The following is a 16,308-nucleotide window of genomic DNA, read 5'->3' as shown; positions in this document are numbered from 1 at the left end:
CGCCGGCGCCGGCCGCTGGACGGCCGTCGGCCCAGGCGGCGAACTCCTCGTAGCTCGTAGCGGTGAAGGGCGTCGGGACGACGGTCACCGCGGGCAGGCCGGTCACGAGGCGCCGCGCCGGCCGGGAGGTCGGGGCGGGCACCTCCAGGGCCTCGCCATAATCGGCGACGATCTCGCGGTAGGTCGCGCCGACCCGATGGTCGCAGCGTTCGCCCAGCTCACGGGCACGGTGGCGCAGCGCCGAGAGGACCAGGTGTGCCTTCTGGCGGTGGAAGCGCCGCCGAGCGAGCACCCGGGTCGACTCGACCAGCAGGACCGGCTGGTCGGGCCGTGCGAGGAAGTGCGGGCCGAGCTGATCGGCAAACAGCCAGCGACGGTGCATCCACCGACGGTGTCACAACGGTGCGCGCCCACCAATCCGATCACAGTCGTCCGCCGACGGCGCCAGGTGATCGGCGCGTCCCTGGCCCGCGACGGACCAGCGCGGTCGGTCAGACCTCAGCGACGTCGCCGGTGTAGGTCGTGAACGTCGTGCCGCAGCCCGCCGCGTGGTTGCGGACCTTGGCCCTCTCGGGGGTCGCGGCCCAGGCATTGAAGGCGTCCTCACTGTGCCAGAACAGCTCGGCGACGAGGTACGGCGTGCCGCCCTGCGGGTGACTGAGCTGGAACCTGACCAGCCCGGGCGAGGCTTTGACGAGGGGGACGTGCTCGTCGGTGTAGCGGCGGTCAAAGGCCTCTTTGTCGGCAGGCTCGTCATAGACCACGGTCAGTCGGTACATCGGGCGGTTGCCTCCTTCAGCGGTTGCGAGCAAATCGTAGGTGGCCGTCACAGAGCCGATGCTTCGGAATCGGAAGCATCGCTCTAGGGTGGCATGCTTTGCTTTCGGAACAGTCGCAGTCGCAGTCGGGGTCGTCCGGATGGACGTCGTAGGACGGGAGTCTGCCGTGTTCGCCGAGGAGACCCGGCTGTCCCTGCTGGTCCGCCCGAATGACATCGACGCGCTCGGGCACGTCAACAACGCCGTGGCCTTGGAGTACCTGGAGGCGGGACGCGCGGACTGGCTGGACCGGGCGGGCATCGTCGCCGGCGGCGGGATCATCGCGGTCGTCGCCCGGGCCGAGATCGACTACCGCGTCGAGGTGTCGCGCGGCACGGTCGAGGTCCGCACCGCGATGGCCGATCCGGACCCCACCGGGTTCGACCCGCGGGGGATGAACTATCTGGTGCGGTTCAGCCAGCGCGTTCTCATCCCGGCCGTCGCCCGCCCGGCCGTGGAGGCGGTCATCACCGTGGCGTTCGTCGAGGAGCAGCGGCGCCGGATCGTGACCCTGCAGGACTACCTCGTGGCCGCCCCCGTGAGCTGACCGGCCGCCAGCCGAGCACGACCGCGTTCACCCGCGGGGCTACCCCTTCGGCGCGCCGCCCTCACCCTGAACCGGCCTGCTCGCGGGTTCGGTAAGGTCCTCGGATGCCGAGCCTGACGCGCGACGGCGAGGTGTGGATCCTGCATCTCGACGCCGACGACGAGAACCGGTTCCACCCGTTCTGGCTGGACTCGATCGAAGCCGCCCTCGACAAGGTCGAGTCCGCCGACGGCCCGCGGGCGATGATCACCGCTGGCAGCGGGAAGTACTGGTCGAACGGCCTGCATCTCGACTGGCTCGTCGGCAACACCGAGCGGATGGACACCTACCTCGACCGGGTGCACCGGCTGTTCGCGCGCACGCTCGCCTCACCGGTGATCACCGTGGCGGCCGTCAACGGGCATGCCTTCGCTGCCGGCGCGATGTGGGCGCTGGCCCACGACGTGCGCCTCATGCGCCGCGACCGTGGCTACTTCTGCCTGCCCGAGGTGGACATCGACCTGCCCTTCACCACGGGGATGTCCGCGCTGATCCGTTCGCGGCTGACGCCCGCCGCCGCGCACCTGGCGATGACGACCGGTCACCGCTACGGCGGGGAGGCCGCGCTCGCGGCGGGCATCGTCGACGGGGTCGCGGACGTCGACGGCCTGCTCGCCGCCGCCGTGGACCTGGCCCGTCCGCTGGCCGCGAAGGCGAAACCGACCCGCGCCCAGATCAAGGAGACCCTCTACGCGGAAACCCTCGCCGCGCTGCGCGCCCCCAGCCCGATCGTCTAACCGGTGGCCCGCGTGGCCGGGGCTGATCCCCCGACGGGCTGGGCGGTGAGCACCGTGTCACGCAGGATCCGCGCGGCGGCCGGGGTGGCGCCGGCGGCGGTGACGATCGCCGTCGGAAACGTCGGCGCGGGCGCGGCCAGCGCGATCAGGCGCAGCCTGTCGTGGCCACGGGTGTCGAGGCTCGGTGGCAGCATCGCCACGCCCAGTCCGTGCGCGACGAGTTCGAGCAGGGTGCCGGTGTCGCCGACCTCGCAGGCCAGCCGGCGGCGCAGACCGGCCTCGGTGAACGCCGCGTCGAGCACGGTGCGGGTGCCCCAGCCCGGCGGGTAGTCGACGAAGTCCTCGTTGACGGTCTCCCGCAGCGCCACCGCGGATCGCCCGGCGAGACGATGACCGGCCGAGCAGGCGAACACCAGCGGCGCGTCGTCCAACGGCGTGATCGTCAGCCCGGCCGGCATCTCCCCGGCGACGCAGGCGAAGGCGAGGTCGAGCGTTCCGGCCGCGACCCGGTCGAGCAGGTCGGCGCTGGGCGCCTGCACCAGCCGCAGCTCGACGGCCGGATAGCCGGCGTGGAACGCCGCGAGCGCCTCGGTCAGCCCGCGCCGGAAACACTGCATGATCCCGACGGTCAGCCGCCCGCGCAGCCCGGCCGCGATCCCCGCGACGGCGGCGCGGGCCGTGTCGGCCGCCGCGAGGATCCGCCGCGCCTCGGCGAGCAGCACCTCGCCCTCCTGGGTGAGCCGCACCGCCCGGGTGCTGCGCACGAACAGCTTCGCGCCGAGTTCCCGCTCCAGCGCGCCGATGGACGACGACAACCCCGACTGGACGATGTTCACCCGCTGCGCGGCGCGGGTGAAGTGCAGCTCCTCCGCGGCGGCGAGGAAGTGCTCCAGCTGGCGAAGCTCCATCCGGCTCTCCCCTTCCGCTGCCACTCTCATCTGTTGGTCAGATGAGAGTGTGCACATTGTTCTGTTGGACAGGTTACCGGTGTCGGGGCAGGGTGGACGCATGATCGATGAAGTGCCGCCGGCACCGGCCGTCGAGACGCCGACCTCGCCGGTGACCCACGATGCGGCCCGGTCCACGGCGGCCCGGTCCACGGCGGCCCGGCCCGGCGTGGGGATCAGCCGGTCGCTCGTGTTCCTGCTCGCGGTCACCACCGGGCTGAGCGTCGCGGCGATGTACTACGCGCAGCCGCTGCTTGATGAGGTCCGCGACGCGCTCGGCCTGTCCACCGGCACCGCCGGCCTGCTCGTCACCGTCACGCAGGCCGGTTACCTGGCTGCGCTGATCCTGCTCGTCCCGGTCGGTGACCTGCTCGCCCGCCGGCGGCTCATCCCCGCGCTGGTCGCCGCCCAGGCCCTCGCGCTGGTCCTGCTCGCCAGCGCCCACTCGGCCACCCAGCTGATGATCGCCGGCGTCGCCGTCGGCGCGCTGAGTGTCACCGCGCAGATCGGCGTGGCCTTCGCCGCGTCGCTCGCCGACGACGCCGACCGCGGCCGCGTCGTCGGCACCGTGATGAGCGGCCTGCTGCTCGGCATCCTGCTGGCCCGCACCGTCGCCGGCTGGCTCGCCGACCTCGGCGGCTGGCGGACCCCGTACTGGGTCGCCGGCGCCGTGCAGCTCGTGCTGTGTGTGGTCCTGGCGCTGCGCCTGCCCGCCGAACCCCAGGCCGAGGCAGGGCGACCGAGTTACCGGCAGGCGGTCGCGTCGGTGCCGAAGCTGCTGCGCGAGGAGCCGCTGCTGCGGCGCCGGGCGCTTTACGGCGCCGCGTCGTTCGGCGCGTTCAGCGTGCTGTGGACGCCGCTGTCGTTCCTGCTCTCGGACCCGCCGTACGGCTACTCGACCGCCATCATCGGCCTGTTCGGGCTGCTCGGCCTGATGGGCGTGCTCGCCGCGTCCCTCGCCGGCCGTGCCGCCGACCGGGGCCGCGCCGGCCAGGTCAGCGCCGCCACCTCGGCGTTGCTACTCGTCGCCTGGCTACCACTCGCCCTCGGCGAGCACTGGCTCGCCGGCCTGGTCGTCGGCATCCTCGTCCTCGATCTCGCCGCCCAGGGCCTGCACATCACCAACCAGAGCGAGATCTACCGCCTGCGCCCCGAGGCCCGCAGCCGCCTGACCGCCGCGTACATGGCCACCTACTTCACCGGCGGCCTCGCCGGTTCGCTGGCCGCCACCACCGCCTACAGCGCCGGCGGCTGGACCGCCGTCAGCCTCACCGGCGCCGCCTTCGGCCTCGCCGCCCTCGCGCTGGTCGGCTGGGACATCCTCGCCGCCCGACGCGGCTGACCCACCGCGGCGGACTCAGCCTGATCGGCCGGCCTCGGGCGAGCCGATCAGCGTAGGCCCACCGTGCTCGCCAGGAAGGTGTTGCGGAAGACGCCGGTCGGGTCGCGGCGGTCGGCGAGCGCGAGGAAGTCGCCGAGACGCGGGTAGGTGGCACGGATGCTCGCCGCCGGCAACGCGAACACCTTCCCCCAGTGCGGGCGCGGCTGGAACGGGGCGAGCTGGCGTTCCACCGCCGCGACGGCACGGGCGACGGCGGCCTCATCCGGGCGCCAGGTGAAATGCAGGCTGACGGCGTCGCGGCCGTAGGCCGGGCTGAGCCACAGATCGTCGGCGGCGATCGTGCGCAGCTCACTGACCTGCAGGGCCGGTCGGATCTGGTCGCCGATGTGGAAGATGCGCTCGATCGCCGCGCGGGCGTCGTCCCGGGACACGAAGTACTCCGACTGCAACTCGTCACCGCTGCTCGGAGTGAAGCCCATCCGAAAATGCGGCAGTCGCTCGTGCCACGGCCCTGGGACGCCAAGCTGCCCTGTCGTGTGCACCGGGTCCGCACCGGGCACCGGATGGTCCGGCTGTTCGAGCGCCCGGACGCCGAAGTTCTCCACGGGCGCCGCGGTGGTCTCACCGGTCGGCTCGACCCGCTGCTTGACCCACAGCCGAGAGGACTCCGGGCGCCAGCACGTGAAGACGCTGACGCTGTACGCCGCGGCGAAGATCTCGTCGAGCCGCTCCAGCAGCGTGACGCGCGTGAGGCCCCGGTAGACGTGCTGACGAACGTGGAAGGTCGGCACGATGGCGAGCGTCACCGTCACGACCACGCCCAAGGCGCCGAGCGCGACGACATGACCGGCGAAGTCACCGTCGACGTCCCGCCGCACCGTGACGAGCTCACCGTTCGCGGTGACGAGGTCGAGGGCGACGACGGAGGTGGCCAGGTTCCCGTTTCGATCACCGGAGCCATGCGTCGCCGTCGCGCACCCACCGGCAACCGAGATGTGCGGCAGCGAGCCGAGATTCGGCAGTGCCCATCCCCGCGCGTGCAGCTCACCGGCGAGGTAGCCATAGCGCGTACCGGCGCTCACGGTCACCTCACGTGCGCCAGCGTCGATCCGGAGCACGGCCGGCAACCGCGCTGTTGAGATCAGCGTCCCGGCCGTGTCCGCGATCGGACTGAACGAATGCCGTGTGCCGACCGGCCGGGCCCGATCGCAGGCCGCCACGATCTCCTGAAGTCCCTCGACGGAGCAGGGCGCGACGCGCCGAATCGCCCCGAACACAACGTTTCCAGCCCAGTTGGATCCTTCCAGGCTGTCGCTGCCCTGCATCCCGTTCTCCCTCCAGCCATGGCCCGAGTTTGATTCCCGCAACGGCCGGACTCTCCGCTGCGGTGGGGTGTCGGTGCACGTGGCTGACCTGGACGAGCTGACCGCTGCTCGAGGACACCCTCAGCCGCGGCAGGCTCGGCCGGTGGGACCCCCGGCGTCGCAATCGGCCGGGCAGGGGGGCTGTCCCCACGGGTGGTGGCAGCTCCCGCTCCGCCCGACTCGACGCTCTGACGCACGCCGGATCGGCGCGGTGCGTGGTCAGGGGGTGGAGAGGTAGATGACGTCGTCGACGGTCTGTTCCCTGAGCCGGCCCTGGGCGACCAGGAGGTCGAGGTGGGTGGCGGTCTCGGTGACGGCGAGCATGCGGTTGAACAGGTCGAGGTCGTCGAGATGGGTGGCACGCCGTGTCCAGGGCAGGGCGCGAGCGGCCTGGAAGGCGGTGTCCGCGCCGGCCTGGACCGCGGTGACCGCGGCGTCGAGGCGGTCCGCGTGGTGCTCGAGAAGCTCGTCGACGCGGGCGTGGACGCTGTCGGTCACCGGGCCGTGGGCTGGTAGGAGCCGGGCGTCGGGCATGGCGCGGACCATGCGCAGCGAGTCGAGGAAGGCGCCCAGCGGCAGCGGGCCCGGGTCGGTGGTGAAGCCGATCGACGGGGTGATGGTCGGCAGGACGTGGTCGCCGGCGAAGAGCAGACGGTCGGCCACGTCGTGGAACACGACGTGGCCGGGGGTGTGCCCGGGGGTCGGCAGGGCGCGCAGGGTGATCGTGGCGAGCGGGACGTCGACCGCACCGTCGAACCACTCGTCGGGCATCTCCCAGTCGCCGGGAACATCCGGGTTGTTCTTGATGTGCTGTTCGAGCTCGTCGGCCAGTGCGGCCGCGCCGAGTTGGCGCAGCGAGCGGGTGCGCCGTTCGCGTGCGTCCGCCAGGCCCGCACCCGCGCTCCCTCCCACGCCCGCTGCCCCCACGAGCCGCTCCAGCGACGGCTGTTCCCCGCGGCCCAGCGCGATCGTCGCGCCGAAGCGGCGCCGCAGCGCCACGGCCTGGGTGTAGTGATCGCGGTGGACGTGGGTGACGAGGAACCGCTTCACGTCGCCGAGGCCGGCGCCGAGCTGGCCGAGGAGGGTCTCGAGCTGGCGTTCCGACTCGGGTACCGACCAGCCGGCGTCGACGAGGACCAGGCCGTCGGGTTGCTCGAGGGCGTAGACGTTCACCGCGCGAAGGCCGTCGCCCGGCAGCGGTAGGGGAATGCGATGGATTCCCGGGTGGACCTCTTCGACGACCGGTTCCGCCCAGCTGTGTCTGTCCAGCCCGCTGATGGCCTGCCCCTCTCTTCGCGCCGTGCCGCTGTGTGGCGCACATGGCCAGCAGGGACGATGTCCGCTGGATCCGACCTGACCTCCCATCTATACCTCGACCGGGGCATGCGGGGCGTCGCGCTTCGGCCGTGTGCGCGCCAGACGCGATCATGCGAGGATTTGTCTGGCCATGGCCTGAGGCCCGTCACCGTTGCCGAGGAGTGATCGAGTGGGGTTCCGGAGCCTGCTGGAAGAGGCGGCCGGCAGCCGCCCGGATGCGGTGGTCCTCGCCGACGACCACGGTCGCGCGTTGACGTCGGCACAGCTTCGGGCCCAGGCGGAGCGGGCGGCGGCGGGTCTGGTCGGGCTCGGCGTCGGCGCCGGTGACGTGGTGTCCTGGCAGCTGCCGACCACGTTGGAGGCGGCGGTGCTGATGGCGGCGTGCGCCCGTCTCGGTGTCGTGCAGAATCCGATCATTCCGGTGTTCCGGGCCCGGGAGGTCGGCCACATCACCCGGCAGGTCGGCACGAAGCTGCTCGTGGTGCCGGAGACCTGGCGCGGCTTCGGCCACGGCGAGATGGGCCGGTCCCTCGGGGTCGAGGTGCTCGGCCTGGACCTCGAGGGCACCCCGGGCGAGGGAATCCGGCTGCCCGACGGCGACCCGTCCGTGCTGGACCGCTCGGCCGGCCCCACGAACCTGGGTGACTGCCGGTGGATCTACTACTCCTCCGGAACCACCGCCGATCCCAAGGGCGTGCGGCACTCGGACGCCTCGGTGCTGGCGGCGGGTGCCAGTATGATCACCGGGCTCGGGTTCGACGCCGCCGACATCTACCCGATCGCGTGGCCGATCGCGCACATCGGCGGGATGGCGCTGCTGACGGCGGCGCTGAGCACCGGCGGGCGCCTGGTGCTGTTCGAGGTCTTCGATCCCCAGACCACGCCCGAGCGGATGGCTACGCACCAGCCGACGATCCTCGGCTCGGCGACGCCGTTCTTCCGCGGCTACATGGCGGCGCAGCGCCCCCACGGCGACGAGCCGCTGTACCCGGCGGTGCGGGTGGTCGTCGGCGGCGGCGCGGCGACGCCGGCGCCGGTGAACCGCGAGGTCGCCGACGTCCTCGGGGTCGGCGGGGTGGCCGGCTCCTGGGGGTTGACCGAATTCCCCGTCGCGACCAGCGAGACTCCGACCGACGCCGAGCTCGGCACGACCGTGGGCCGGCCGGTGGCGGGGGTGCGGGTCCGGGTCGTCGACGGCGAGCTGCGGCTGCGCGGTCCGCAGTGCTTCCTCGGCTACGTCGACGCCACCCTTGACGCCGACGTGTTCGACGAGGAGGGCTGGCTGCGCACCGGTGATCTCGGCGTCGTCGAGGAGTCCGGCCGCGTCCGCGTGGAGGGGCGGTTGAAGGACGTCATCATCCGCAACGCCGAGAACATCTCGGCGGCCGACGTGGAGGACGCCCTGCTGCGCCATCCGGCCGTCGCGGACGCGGCGGTGATCGGCGTGCCCGACGAGCGGACCGGCGAGCGGGTGGTCGCGGTGGTCGTGGTGCGCGACGGTGACACGGTGACCCTCGCGGACCTGGTCGAACACTGCCGGGCCGACGGGCTCGCCCGGCACAAGTGCCCGGAACGACTCGAACTGATCGAGCAGTTGCCACGCAATCCCATGGGCAAGGTCATCAAACGCGCCTTGCTCGCCCACTCGAACTCAGTGTGACATTTCAACTACATCATGTGCAGGCCAGCCGCTCGGCTCGGAAATATGTAGACGATACGATGTGACGCACCAGTGTGTGCTAGCTAACATTTTGGGAAGAGGGTGCCGTGAAGGCAGAAGACATGATTCTGGTCAGCGTCGATGACCATCTCGTCGAACCGCCCACCGTGTTCGAGGGACGCCTGCCGGCGAAGTTCGCCGATCAGGCACCCAAGGTCATCAAGCTGGAGGACGGCAGCGACGTCTGGACGTTCAACGGCAGCATCATCCCGAACATCGGCCTGAATGCCGTCGCCGGGCGGCCGAGGTCGGAGTACGGCGTCGAGCCGACCTCCTTCGAGGAGATGCGGCCGGGCTGTTACGACGTCCACGAGCGGGTCAAGGACATGAACGCCGGCGGCGTGCTCGGCTCGATGTGCTTCCCGTCGTTCCCCGGCTTCTCCGGCCGGCTGTTCGCCGTGGCGGACGACAAGGACCTCGCGCTGTCCGTGCTGCGCGCCTACAACGACTGGCACATCGAGGAGTGGGCCGGCGCCTACCCGGGCCGTTTCATCCCGATGGCACTGCCGATCCTGTGGGACGTGGAGCTGTGCGCCGAGGAGGTGCGCCGGGTCGCGGCCAAGGGCTGCCACTCGCTGACCTTCACCGAGAACCCGGCGACGCTGGGCTACCCGAGCTTCCACGACGCCTACTGGGACCCGCTGTGGCGGGCGCTGTCGGACACCGGCGTGGTGCTCTCGATCCACCTCGGATCCTCCGGGAAGCTCTCGGTCACCGCGCCGGACGCCCCGGTCGACGTGATGATCACCCTGCAGCCGATGAACATCTGCCAGGCGGCCGCCGACCTGATCTGGTCGCGGGTCATCAAGGAGTTCCCGGCCGTGCGCATCGCGCTGTCCGAGGGCGGCACCGGCTGGATCCCATACTTCCTGGACCGCCTCGACCGGACCTACGACATGCACCACCTGTGGACCGGGCAGAACTTCGGCGGCAAGCTGCCGAGCGAGGTCTTCCGCGAGCGGTTCCTGACCTGCTTCATCGCCGACCCGGTGGGTGTGAAGCTGCGTCACGACATCGGCATCGACAACATCTCCTGGGAGTGCGACTACCCGCACTCCGACTCCTCGTGGCCGAGCGCCCCCGAGGAGCTGGAGCGGGTCACCGCCGGCCTGCCCGACGACGAGATCAACAAGATCACCTACGAGAACGCGCTGCGCTGGTACCAGTTCGACCCGTTCTCGCACCTGCCGCGGGCGAAGTCGACCGTCGGTGCGCTGCGCGCGGCGGCGGCCGGGCACGACGTGTCCATCCGCAGCTTCGACCAGGGGCGCTTCGAGCGTCAGGTCGGCATCAACCTCGGTGAGCTGGCCGGCAGGGCGACGGGCTGAGCGGACGCCGGCCGGCCCCCCGGCCGGCATCCCCGCACGCCGTGACCCGAGGGAGCTGACATGGCGGACATCGAGCACCCGACCCGGTTCGCCGCCTCGGCGCCGGACCGCCCAGCGGTGATCCTGGGGGACCAGGTCGTCACCTATGGAGAACTCGAGGCGCGTTCCAACCAGGTCGCGCACGCCCTGCGCGCCGCCGGCCTCGAGGTCGGCGGCCACCTCGCCGTGCTGATGGAGAACCGGGCGGAGTACTTCGAGGTCGTCTGGGGCGCCCTGCGGGCCGGTCTGCTCGTCACGCCGATCAACTGGCACCTGTCCACCGCGGAGGCCGCGTACATCGTCGGCGACTGCGGCGCGTCCGCGCTGGTCGCGTCCGCGCCGCGGGCCGACGTCGTCGCCGGCATCGACGCACCGGCACTCACGGTGCGCCTCGCCGTCGGCGGCCCCATCGACGGGTTCGCCTCCTACGAGGGGACCCTCGCCGCCCAGCCCTCGACGCCGCTGGGCGACGAGTGCGAGGGCAACTGGATGTTCTACTCGTCGGGCACGACGGGCCGGCCGAAGGGGATCAGGCAGACCCGTGTCGGCGCCCCGCTCGGCGAGCCGACCCCGTTCACCGGGATGTTGCGCCTGCTCTACGGCGGGGACGAGCGGACCCGCTACCTCAGCCCCGCGCCGCTCTACCACGCCGCCCCGCTGGGCTGGGCGACCGCGGTGCACCGCCTTGGCGGCACGGTCGTCGTCACCGAGCGGTTCGACCCGGTCGGGTTCCTCGGCGAGATCGAACGGCACCGCGTCACCCTCGCCCAGGTCGTGCCGACCCATCTGATCCGGCTACTGAAGCTGCCGGTCGAGGTGCGCACCGGGTTCGACCTGTCCAGCCTGCGAACGCTGGTGCACGCCGCCGCGCCGTGCCCGGTCGAGGTCAAGCGGGCCGTGCTGGACTGGCTGGGCCCGATCGTCTACGAGTACTACTCCGGCAGCGAGGGCGTCGGATTCTGTGCGATCGGCCCGCAGGAGTGGCTGGCGCATCCCGGCTCGGTCGGCCGGTCGGTGCTCGGCCCCGTGCACATTGTCGGCGACGACGGCGGTGAACTCGCACCGCGCGTCGAGGGACGGGTCTACTTCGAGGGCGCCGCGACGTTCGAGTACACCGGGGACGAGGGCGGCTCGGCCGGGGCCTTCGACGAACGGGGGTGGGGCACCTTCGGTGAGGTCGGCTGGGTCGACGAGGACGGCTACCTGTATCTCACCGACCGCGTGTCCAACATGATCGTCTCTGGTGGGGTGAACATCTATCCCCGCGAGATCGAGGACGTCCTCATCGCCCACCCAGCCGTGGCCGACGTGGTGGTCATCGGCGTACCCGACGCGGAGATGGGGGAGTCCGTGCGCGCCGTCGTCCAACCGCAGGCGCCCGTGGCCGACCCCGCCGCGTTCGCCGCCGAGCTGACCGCGTTCGTGCGGGAGCGCATCGCCCACTACAAGGCCCCGCGTTCGGTCGTCCTGCTCACCGAACTGCCGCGCCTGCCCACCGGTAAGATCGCCCGCCGGCTGCTGCCCGCCGAGGCGACGGGCTGACCCACCGCGACCTGCTGAACCGCCGAGGCGGCGCACCACACCTTCCCCGCCGACGGCTCGCGCCACCACCTTCCCCGCCGGAGCGCGCTCGCCGCGCCGCGGCCCGCCCAGACATCGAGGACCGACCTGTGACACTGACGACGCCCGGGGCGCGAGAGCCGCAGGCCCAGCCGGAGGGCTGGGAGGACCTGTCGATCGAGCGGCATGTCCTCGGCGAGCTGGGCCTGACGATGTTCGCGGACGGGCCGGACATCCGCGGCCACGTGCGAGTCGTGCCGCACGCCTGCGTCCCCGGCACGCGCACGTTGCGCACCTCGCTGTTCGCCGCGTGGGCCGACACCGCCGCCGGAACGCTGGCCGGGATCGCGTTCAACCCGCGGATCCCGGTGACGCTCGACCTCGAGGTGCAGCTCAACGTCCACGCCCGGGTCGGGGACACCATCAATGTGGTCGCCTCGACCGTCAAGGCCGGCCGGTCGATCCTGGTCTGCGAGGTCCGTTTCCACCTGGAGCGCACCGGTGAGCTGGCCGCACTGGCCCACGGCTCCTTCCTCGTCTCACCGAACCCCGATCATGTACTGCCGAGTGGGTTCCCGCGATCGTGGGACTACGCCGCCGGGCAGCTCGCCGAGCCGCTCGCGCGGCGGGTCGCCGCGAGTGAGTTGGCCCCCGGGGTCGTCGAGGTCCCGCGGCGGGGGGACGTGCTGAACCTCGCCGGGGCGATCCAGGGCGGCATCGTCGCGATCGCCGCCGAGCAGGCGGCGATGTCCCTGGCCGGCCGGCCCGTCGTCGCCGAGACCTTCACTGTGCGCTACCTGCGTCCGATCGTGGTCGGCGCGGCGCACGCCACCGCGCGGGCGAACGGCGCCGTCACCGTCGTGGACCTCACCGACGCCGGCTCCGGCAAGCGGACCACCCTGGTGACCGCCCGCCTCGTTGACGCGGACTGACCGACACGGCGCCAACGGGGCGGTTGCCCGCCCGGCGCGAACGGGTACGCACGGAACGTCAATCTGTGGCGCGTGCCACGCGCTGGTGGTCTGATCGACCCACGGTACGGCAGGCCCGCGGGGTGACCGCGGGGCGGGAGTGGAGGCAGCATGCGCGCGGCAGTGATCGCTCCGGATGGTCGGTTCGAGGTGGCCGAGGTGCCGGAACCGAAGCCGGGGCCCGGGGAGCTGCTGCTGCGGGTGACCTCCTGCGGGTTCTGCGGATCGGACATCAAGGCGCGCCCGATCATGCCCGAAGGCACGATCATGGGGCATGAGTTCGGCGGCGAGGTTGTCGGCGTCGGGTCGGGGACGTCGTCGACCTGGCGGGAGGGCACCCACGCGGCCGTGCTGCCGGCGCTGTCCTGCGGCACGTGTGACTGGTGCCGGTCCGGCTTCGTCATCCACTGTCCGCAGGTGCGCCTGGTGGGTCTCGGCGGCGCCGGCGGGGGCTTCGCCGAGTTCGCCGTCATCACCGAGGCTGCCTCGATCCCGCTGACGCCGCGGGTCAACTCGCGCTACAGCGCCCTGGTCGAGCCGTTCGCGGTGGGCCTGCACACCATTCACACCGGCGGGCTGCGCGAAGGTGACGACGTGCTCGTCATCGGCGCCGGGTCGGTGGGGCTCACGACCGCCGCGTGGGCGAAGGTCCGCGGCGCGGGCAGCATCACCGTCGTCGACCCGGTCGAGGCGCGCCGGGACGTGGCGAAGGTGTTCGGCGCCGACGTGGTGCTGGCCAGCGTCGAGGAAGCCCCGCGGAACAGCTACGACCTGGTCGCGGAGTGCGTGGGCCACGCGGAGCTGCTCGACGACTGCGTCGCCCGGGCCCGCCCGCGCAGCCGGGTCGTGGTGGCCGGCGTCGACCACCTCCCGAAGCAGTTCACGTCAAGCTCGGCGATCATGAAGGAGACGACGCTCACCTTCGCCGTGTACTACTCGCCGGCGGAGTTCGAGACGGTCATCGAGGCCATCGCCGACGGCGTGATCGACCCGGCGCCGCTGCTGGCCAAGGAGGTCCCCCTCGACCAGGTCAACGAGGCGTTCGCCGACCTGACGGCCAGCGCCGTCAGCGGACGGATCCTCGTCACTCCCTGAGCTTGCCGGTGCCGAGCTTGCCGGTGCCGAGCTTGCCGGTGCCGAGCTCGCCGGTGACGAAACGACTCGCCTCGAAGGTCCTGGCGATCGACGGGTCGACGGGATGGCCGTACCGCCCCGCGGTCACCAGCGACCGTTCCGTGCGAACGTCCCAGCCCAGCCGGCGCAGCGCGGCGGCGGCGTCCCGGCCTGGCTCGTCATGGGTGAGGGACCGCAGGTCGATGCCCCACAGCTGGCGGGCGACGTCGAGGTCGCCGTCGGAGAGCAGGTGCTCGACCTGGCCGAAGTCCTCGACGGCGAGGTGGCTGCCGGGCGCGGACAGCGTGCTGATCGTGCCCAGCAGTCGCTGTTCGGCGGCGGCGTCGAGGTAGGCGAGCAGGCCCTCGGCGAGCCAGGCGGTGCGCTGGGCCGGGTCGTGCCCGGCGGCGCGTAGCGGCGCCGCCCAGTCCCGGCGCAGGTCGACCGGCACGAGACGGTGGCGCGCGGCCGGGGTGGCGCCCTGCGCGCCGAGGACGGCCAGCTTGAACGACAGCACCCGCGGCTGGTCGATCTCGAACACCACGCTGCCGGCCGGCCAGCGCAGCCGGAACGCCCGGGTGTCCAGGCCGGCGGCGAGCAGGACGATCTGGCGGATACCGGCCGCCATCGCCTGGTCGAAGTACTCGTCGAAGAACCTCGTGCGCACGCCCAGGTAGCGGGACATCAGCAGCCAGTCGCCGGGAATCGGCATGCCGGCCAGTTCCCGCATGGTCGTCGGCAGCCGCTGTGGCAGGTCGGCGGCGTTCACGAACGCCTCGGCGTACGGGTCGTTGATGAGCGCGTCCGGCCGGTGGCTCTCGATCGCCCGCGCGGAGGCGACGCCCAGGGCGGTGACCCCGACGCCGGTCACGATGTCCCAGTCGTCCACGGGCGGCGCCCCGCCATCGGCTGTTCGGGTCTCGCCCCCGGTGGTTCGGGCCTCGCCACCGCCGGCTTTCTCCCCGCCACTGCCGGCTTTGTCCCCGCCACTGCCGGCTTTGTCCCCACCGGTTCGCGCCTTGTCCGGCCCGGTTCGGACGGTGTCCGCGGGCCGCGGATGATGGGTACTTCCCGGAGTTGATCGGCTGCCGCGCGTGTTCGCCATAGCTGGCAGCCTCTCGCCCCTCCGGTCGTCGCGCACCTCGGGCGGCGCGGTCGGCGCCGGCGCCGGGTCAGATCAAGTCAGGTCAGGTCAGGTGCGCCGTAACCGCGTCGGCCGCGGCGCCGATGCCGCCCTGGGAGCGCAGCGCCGCGCGCACCATGGCGAGGCGCTGGGCGATGTGCGGGGCGGTCGCGACCGCCTCGACCTCGGCCCTCAGCAGGCGCGGATCGACCTGCTGGGCGAGCAGCTGACGGCTGATCCCCAGCGCGGAGAGAATCGCGGCGTTGCCGAACTGCTCGGCGGCCAGCGGGATCGCCACCGTCGGCACCCCGAACCACGCCGCCTCGATGCAGCTGCCCATGCCGGCGTGGGTGACGAACGCCGACGCCCTGGCCAGCACGCCCAGCTGCGGCACGCTGCGATGCGCCTCGACGTTCACGGGCAGCGGACCGAGCCCGGCGGGATCGACCCGGCGCCCGACGGCCATGACCACATGCCAATCGGTCTCGGCGAACGCCGCGGCGGCGGCCCGGTAGATGTCCGGGCAGTCGTTGAACACGGTGCCCAGCGACACCAGCAGCACCCGGCGGCGGTTCGGCGGCGGCGCCCAGGTCTGCGCGGCGAGCCGCTGCGGATCCAGGCACGGGCCGACGAAACGCACCGTGGGCCGGACCCGGTGCAGCTGCGGCTGCAGGACCGATGGGATCAGGCAGACGGCCGGCCCCGACGCTGTCATCCACTCCCACGGGTCGCGGTCGATGCCCTGCCCGCGCAGCCAGTCGCCGTACGCCGCGTGATAGCCAAGCCCCGCCGGCGAGGTGCGCAGCGGCCGCAGCATCGGGGCGTTCTCCGCCTCGAAGCCCTCCCAGGGCATCCACGTCGGCGAGACCAGCACCGTGGGCACCTCGAGGCGGGCGCCGAGCACCGGCCCGGCCAGCGCGGCGAGGTCGTGGATCACCAGGTCCGGGGGGTCCTCGGTGAAGTGGTCGAGAAGGCGCGGCAGGCAGGCGATCCCCTCGTTGAGGAACATCCTGGCGTCGAGCTCGGCGACGGGATTGTCCGGCCACTCGTCGTCCTCGGCGGGCAGCGTCGAGGGGAAGGTCACCGGCTCGGCGCCGGTGGGCGCGATGAGGCCGGCGAGCCGGTCGCCGACGGCGTAGCTGACCCGGTGGCCGCGGCGGACCAGCTCGGCGATGACGCCGAGCGAGGGATAGATGTGGCTGGGAGTCGTGCAGCCGATCATGGCGATGTGACGTGCGGTGGGCATCTGTCCTGCCAGCGGTCAGGCCCGGCCCCGGCGTCGCGCCGCGGGTGCGAACGAGGGCGCCGGGGTGCGGGGGGTGCGGGGGCGCAGGGGGGACCGG

15 protein-coding genes are annotated in these 16,308 nt (G+C 72.3%); 8 read left to right on the top strand and 7 right to left on the bottom strand.

Going from position 1 to position 16,308, the window contains the following annotated elements:
* Both MXD58_RS07150 and MXD58_RS07145 read right to left on the bottom strand, forming a co-directional pair.
* A partial coding sequence (locus tag MXD58_RS07150; protein ID WP_250609136.1) for a cryptochrome/photolyase family protein occupies positions 1-382 on the bottom strand: 382 nt, incomplete at its 3' end.
* A gap of 109 nt (positions 383-491) precedes the next feature.
* Positions 492-830: an EthD family reductase gene (locus tag MXD58_RS07145; protein ID WP_248836963.1), complete on the bottom strand. Its 339-nt coding sequence runs from the start codon at positions 828-830 to the stop codon at positions 492-494.
* 88 nt (positions 831-918) lie between these two features.
* Here MXD58_RS07145 and MXD58_RS07140 point away from each other — a divergent pair, with 88 nt between their 5' ends.
* Both MXD58_RS07140 and MXD58_RS07135 read left to right on the top strand, forming a co-directional pair.
* Positions 919-1,365 (top strand): acyl-CoA thioesterase, encoded by a 447-nt coding sequence (locus tag MXD58_RS07140; protein WP_248836962.1) that lies wholly within the window; start codon positions 919-921, stop codon positions 1,363-1,365.
* A gap of 104 nt (positions 1,366-1,469) precedes the next feature.
* On the top strand, positions 1,470-2,141 hold the full coding sequence (locus tag MXD58_RS07135; protein ID WP_248836961.1) for an enoyl-CoA hydratase-related protein: 672 nt from the start codon (positions 1,470-1,472) through the stop codon (positions 2,139-2,141).
* On the opposite strand, the gene MXD58_RS07130 is transcribed toward MXD58_RS07135, so the two are convergent.
* Positions 2,138-3,049: a LysR family transcriptional regulator gene (locus MXD58_RS07130; protein ID WP_248836960.1), complete on the bottom strand. Its 912-nt coding sequence runs from the start codon at positions 3,047-3,049 to the stop codon at positions 2,138-2,140. The genes MXD58_RS07135 and MXD58_RS07130 overlap by 4 nt on opposite strands.
* Before the next feature lie 100 nt (positions 3,050-3,149).
* On the opposite strand from MXD58_RS07130, the gene MXD58_RS07125 reads away from it, so the two are divergent.
* On the top strand, positions 3,150-4,430 hold the full coding sequence (locus tag MXD58_RS07125; RefSeq protein ID WP_248836959.1) for an MFS transporter: 1,281 nt from the start codon (positions 3,150-3,152) through the stop codon (positions 4,428-4,430).
* A gap of 47 nt (positions 4,431-4,477) precedes the next feature.
* On the opposite strand, the gene MXD58_RS07120 is transcribed toward MXD58_RS07125, so the two are convergent.
* Both MXD58_RS07120 and MXD58_RS07115 read right to left on the bottom strand, forming a co-directional pair.
* On the bottom strand, positions 4,478-5,755 hold the full coding sequence (locus MXD58_RS07120; RefSeq protein WP_248836958.1) for an FAD-binding protein: 1,278 nt from the start codon (positions 5,753-5,755) through the stop codon (positions 4,478-4,480).
* A gap of 258 nt (positions 5,756-6,013) precedes the next feature.
* Positions 6,014-6,967: an MBL fold metallo-hydrolase gene (locus MXD58_RS07115; RefSeq protein WP_248836956.1), complete on the bottom strand. Its 954-nt coding sequence runs from the start codon at positions 6,965-6,967 to the stop codon at positions 6,014-6,016.
* Between the two features lie 313 nt (positions 6,968-7,280).
* Here MXD58_RS07115 and MXD58_RS07110 point away from each other — a divergent pair, with 313 nt between their 5' ends.
* The 5 genes from MXD58_RS07110 to MXD58_RS07090 all read left to right on the top strand — a co-directional run bounded on the left by MXD58_RS07110 (position 7,281) and on the right by MXD58_RS07090 (position 13,824).
* On the top strand, positions 7,281-8,771 hold the full coding sequence (locus MXD58_RS07110) for a class I adenylate-forming enzyme family protein (RefSeq protein WP_250609135.1): 1,491 nt from the start codon (positions 7,281-7,283) through the stop codon (positions 8,769-8,771).
* A gap of 107 nt (positions 8,772-8,878) precedes the next feature.
* Entirely contained in the window at positions 8,879-10,159 is a 1,281-nt protein-coding gene (locus tag MXD58_RS07105) for an amidohydrolase family protein (protein ID WP_248836952.1), read from the top strand.
* A 60-nt stretch (positions 10,160-10,219) separates the two neighbouring features.
* Positions 10,220-11,740, top strand: coding sequence for an AMP-binding protein (locus MXD58_RS07100; RefSeq protein WP_248836951.1), 1,521 nt, complete (start codon positions 10,220-10,222; stop codon positions 11,738-11,740).
* Positions 11,741-11,868: 128 nt separating this feature from the next.
* Positions 11,869-12,690 carry a hotdog domain-containing protein gene (locus MXD58_RS07095; protein ID WP_248836950.1) on the top strand — a complete coding sequence of 274 codons (822 nt, stop codon included), beginning with the start codon at positions 11,869-11,871 and terminating at the stop codon, positions 12,688-12,690.
* 150 nt (positions 12,691-12,840) lie between these two features.
* The gene (locus MXD58_RS07090) at positions 12,841-13,824 is read left to right on the top strand and encodes a zinc-dependent alcohol dehydrogenase (RefSeq protein WP_248836949.1); all 984 of its coding nucleotides are present in this window, start codon (positions 12,841-12,843) and stop codon (positions 13,822-13,824) included.
* On the opposite strand, the gene MXD58_RS07085 is transcribed toward MXD58_RS07090, so the two are convergent.
* Positions 13,814-14,731 (bottom strand): class I SAM-dependent methyltransferase, encoded by a 918-nt coding sequence (locus MXD58_RS07085; RefSeq protein WP_248836948.1) that lies wholly within the window; start codon positions 14,729-14,731, stop codon positions 13,814-13,816. The genes MXD58_RS07090 and MXD58_RS07085 overlap by 11 nt on opposite strands.
* 298 nt (positions 14,732-15,029) lie before the next feature.
* Positions 15,030-16,211, bottom strand: coding sequence for a macrolide family glycosyltransferase (locus MXD58_RS07080; protein WP_248836947.1), 1,182 nt, complete (start codon positions 16,209-16,211; stop codon positions 15,030-15,032).
* Positions 16,212-16,308: the final 97 nt, after the last annotated feature.

This window comes from Frankia sp. AgKG'84/4 (assembly GCF_023242965.2).
Lineage (GTDB): Bacteria > Actinomycetota > Actinomycetes > Frankiales > Frankiaceae > Frankia.
Note: the sequence above shows the minus strand (reverse complement) of the source record. Positions and strands in the feature narration are given on the sequence as shown.

Bases quoted from the DNA above. Each gene is read 5' to 3' on its own strand.
- MXD58_RS07140 (WP_248836962.1), top strand. From the start codon at position 919: ATGGACGTCGTAGGACGGGAGTCTGCCGTGTTCGCCGAGGAGACCCGG.
- MXD58_RS07100 (WP_248836951.1), top strand. From the start codon at position 10,220: ATGGCGGACATCGAGCACCCGACCCGGTTCGCCGCCTCGGCGCCGGAC.
- MXD58_RS07125 (WP_248836959.1), top strand. From the start codon at position 3,150: ATGATCGATGAAGTGCCGCCGGCACCGGCCGTCGAGACGCCGACCTCG.
- MXD58_RS07135 (WP_248836961.1), top strand. From the start codon at position 1,470: ATGCCGAGCCTGACGCGCGACGGCGAGGTGTGGATCCTGCATCTCGAC.
- MXD58_RS07080 (WP_248836947.1), bottom strand. From the start codon at position 16,211: ATGCCCACCGCACGTCACATCGCCATGATCGGCTGCACGACTCCCAGC.
- MXD58_RS07120 (WP_248836958.1), bottom strand. From the start codon at position 5,755: ATGCAGGGCAGCGACAGCCTGGAAGGATCCAACTGGGCTGGAAACGTT.
- MXD58_RS07130 (WP_248836960.1), bottom strand. From the start codon at position 3,049: ATGGAGCTTCGCCAGCTGGAGCACTTCCTCGCCGCCGCGGAGGAGCTG.
- MXD58_RS07090 (WP_248836949.1), top strand. From the start codon at position 12,841: ATGCGCGCGGCAGTGATCGCTCCGGATGGTCGGTTCGAGGTGGCCGAG.